We start from the raw sequence: 3053 nt of genomic DNA on the forward strand, positions 1-3053 counted from the left end.
AGTTCGGCGAGGTGGGCATCGATGGCGCCATGCTGAAGACCGAAGGCGCCTTCATCAAGGAAATACCCGGCGGCTGCATGTGCTGTGTTGCCGGCCTGCCGATGCAGATAGGGCTCAACCAGCTGATTCACAAGGCAAAGCCCGATCGTCTGTTGATTGAGCCGACCGGGCTCGGTCACCCCTCTCAGATTCTGGACACCCTGACCAGCGAGCACTATCAGGATGTGCTCGCCATGGGCCCTGTAATCTGCCTGGTGGACCCCCGAAGGCTCGAAGAACCGAAGGTGCTCGGCAATGTGCAGTTCCGGGATCAGGTGGCTGCGGCGGATATTCTCGTTGCCAACAAGACTGATCTTTGCACCCCGGAGCAACTGACTCATTTTGATGAGTGGGCCGCACAACTGGAACCCGCCAAGCGGGCGATTCACCACACGCGGTTCGGGCATCTGGCACCGGGCTGGCTGGACGGCCAATCGGATGCCCTGCCGGTGACCGATCCGGAAGCTCACCATCACCACCATCATAAGACTGCATCGCCGGCCCCCGCTATTGATGACGAGCCCTGGCAACAGATTACCAATCAGGGACAGGGGCATTTCGGTGTTGGCTGGCGCATACATCCGGAACTGATACTCGATGAGAACGCATTGCTGGTGATGGCCATGGACTCAGCCTTTGTGCGCTTCAAGGCTGTCGTTCAGACCGTGGACGGCTGGCGGGCGATCAATGTGGTTGATGGAGCCCTGACCGTTATTCAGGGTGAACCGCAAGCCTACAGCCGGGCAGAGATCATAGCGTCCGATCAGATTGACGCCCGGGAACTCGATGCCCGCATGAGGGCGGCCGCGGGACTTGATCCGAGGTGAGGGCGTGAGTCTTTGTCCGGTGTGCGCGCAGGGCAGTCTCTCGGATTTCCGTGTAGTGAAGGTCCAGCGTTACCTTCGATGTGATGTCTGCGAGGCGACGGTGATGGATGCGTCCTGCCGGTTATCGCCTGAGCAGGAGCGGGAAATTTACCAACTGCATGATAATGACCCGTCTGATCCGGGGTACCGGACATTTCTCTCGAAACTGACAGAACCTCTGCTTGAGCGCCTGCCATCGGGCGCCAGCGGCCTGGATTTCGGCTGCGGCCCCGGCCCTGCACTGGCGCAGATGCTTGAGGCGGAAGGCATGGCAGTCAGTCTCTACGATCCCTATTTTTATCCCTCAGCAGTGGCTCTCGATCAGACCTACGATTTCATAACCTGTACCGAAGTGGTAGAGCATCTTTACGCCCCCGCTGGCGTTTTCAGGGAACTCGACCGGATGCTGAAGCCCGGTGGTTGGCTGGGTGTGATGACCTGCTTCCAGACCGACGATGACCGGTTCGACAACTGGCATTATCGCCGTGACCCGACCCATGTGGTCTTCTACCGGGAATTCACCTTCAAGCTGCTCGCCAACCGGTTTGGCTGGCACCTGGAAATACCGAGAAAGGATGTGGCTCTGTTCCGGAAGCCAGCCTAGGGGGCTTCCCTTGGGCACTCGGGCAGTGCAGGACACTGTTCCGCGGATGTGGTGCCTTCTTGTTTGAGCAATTCTGATTCACCGAAGCGGTCCGGTGTCAGTGCGGCGGCGCATCTCGCCGCCTGGGTCGCAATGTTTGTGCAGCCGCTCGCCTGCAGCGCGAAAGCGAGATTGTTCCAGCCTTCGGCGAATTTCGGAAAACGGCTCACCGCGCGCAAGAAATGCTCCTGTGCTTCGCCTTGGTGGCCCAACTGCCAGGCAAGGTTGCCTCTGGCCATAGTGGCCGTCGGTTGGTCCGGCCAGGTCGTCTCGGCTGTCTTATAGGCAATGCCGGCGGCTGTCGTTCGTCCGGTTGTTTCGAGGTCATGGGCGGATTGCAGAAAACGAAGCGGTGCTGCGGTAGCTGGAACCCGATCCGGCGGCAGAATAGTGACGGCCCAGTTGTCGGCCCGCCCCCAGGTATTTGTGAAAACCTCCAGATCGATCGCTTCACGCTTGCGGGTATCGGTGTGGAGTATCAGGTCTCGCTCGCCGGCGTCATAGCCGATGACAACCGCAAAGTGCCATTGGGGCCACCAGCCAAACCTCAGATTTTGCATAACCAGGACTGGATTGCCTGCTGCGATCTCGGTCAGGACACTTTCTAATCTACCGTCCAGCGGGTAAACCAACATGCCATGGGCGCGTGCGCCGGCGATCATTTCGACCTGAAGGGAGCCTTCCCGGCCCGGAATATAAACCAGCTCCTTGAGAATATCGGGATTGGATGAAAGGCCCTGGCTGTTCAGCATCATTGCCAGCGACGCAGGCCCGCACTGATACCTTTCCTGGGGGTAGAAAGGTACGTCGTCCAGCACAACCTTGTCGGGTAGCATGGCCTGGTGAGTTTCGGGCGCTGGCCATTTGGGAGCACTGGCGCAACCGGCCAGCAGGCTGACCAGTAACATCAGGATCAGCCTGCTGGATGTCGTCGCTTCTAGAGTGGGAAAAATGACAGCCACTGATCCCGCTATCGAATGCAGTTCACGAACGGGAAGACATTCGTAGCACAGAGCATATCGGTGATAATGAATACCAGCAGGAACAACACAATGATGCCGACCACATCCTGCCCTGCAGGGGCCTCGGCGAGCTGACGTTCAAAATCCGCCAGTTCCGCGGGCGTGAGGTTCTGGATGCGTTCCTTGACCTGGTCCTGGCTGACCCCAAGGTCTGCCAACTTGGCCTGCACATCCTGTCTGTCGAGCATGCTGATCAGCTCCTGCCGGTCCAGCTGAACCTGTTGTTGCCCGATCATTTCGCCGGTTCCAACCATGCCGGCGGTAGCGGTGGCCGACCAGACGGAACCAAGGGCCATCATCATGGCCATAAAAAAGGAAACGTACCTCAAGTGCTTGCGAATGCCTGACATGGGTCACTCCTGTTCGTTGGCTACTTCCGGTGTAGCGGTTTGTTAGTCATCTTGCACTAACCGGACGATAAAACAGTCGGTTGCGTTCCCTCAACATACGAATCGTTCAGGATTCACAAACCTGCAGCTTTCG

General features: G+C 58.4%; 4 protein-coding genes. 2 read left to right on the forward strand and 2 right to left on the reverse strand.

Features of this window, described 5'->3' with window-relative positions; genetic code table 11:
- The coding region (locus B2W52_RS19865; protein ID WP_286803955.1) for a CobW family GTP-binding protein at positions 1-866 on the forward strand (866 nt) is incomplete at its 5' end.
- A 103-nt stretch (positions 867-969) separates the two neighbouring features.
- Positions 970-1509, forward strand: coding sequence for a class I SAM-dependent methyltransferase (locus B2W52_RS19870; protein ID WP_169702207.1), 540 nt, complete (start codon positions 970-972; stop codon positions 1507-1509).
- Here the strand turns inward: B2W52_RS19870 and B2W52_RS19875 are convergent.
- Positions 1506-2456: a PA2778 family cysteine peptidase gene (locus B2W52_RS19875; RefSeq protein ID WP_286803956.1), complete on the reverse strand. Its 951-nt coding sequence runs from the start codon at positions 2454-2456 to the stop codon at positions 1506-1508. The genes B2W52_RS19870 and B2W52_RS19875 overlap by 4 nt on opposite strands.
- A gap of 62 nt (positions 2457-2518) precedes the next feature.
- Positions 2519-2920 carry a PA2779 family protein gene (locus B2W52_RS19880; protein WP_041645035.1) on the reverse strand — a complete coding sequence of 134 codons (402 nt, stop codon included), beginning with the start codon at positions 2918-2920 and terminating at the stop codon, positions 2519-2521.
- Positions 2921-3053: the final 133 nt, after the last annotated feature.

Source organism: Marinobacter sp. UBA2498 (genome assembly GCF_002341575.1).
In the GTDB taxonomy this organism is placed as follows: domain Bacteria; phylum Pseudomonadota; class Gammaproteobacteria; order Pseudomonadales; family Oleiphilaceae; genus Marinobacter; species Marinobacter manganoxydans.

Coding starts and splice junctions, on each gene's coding strand:
- B2W52_RS19880 (WP_041645035.1), bottom strand. CDS start 2,920: ATGTCAGGCATTCGCAAGCACTTGAGGTACGTTTCCTTTTTTATGGCC.
- B2W52_RS19870 (WP_169702207.1), top strand. CDS start 970: ATGGATGCGTCCTGCCGGTTATCGCCTGAGCAGGAGCGGGAAATTTAC.
- B2W52_RS19875 (WP_286803956.1), bottom strand. CDS start 2,456: ATGTTACTGGTCAGCCTGCTGGCCGGTTGCGCCAGTGCTCCCAAATGG.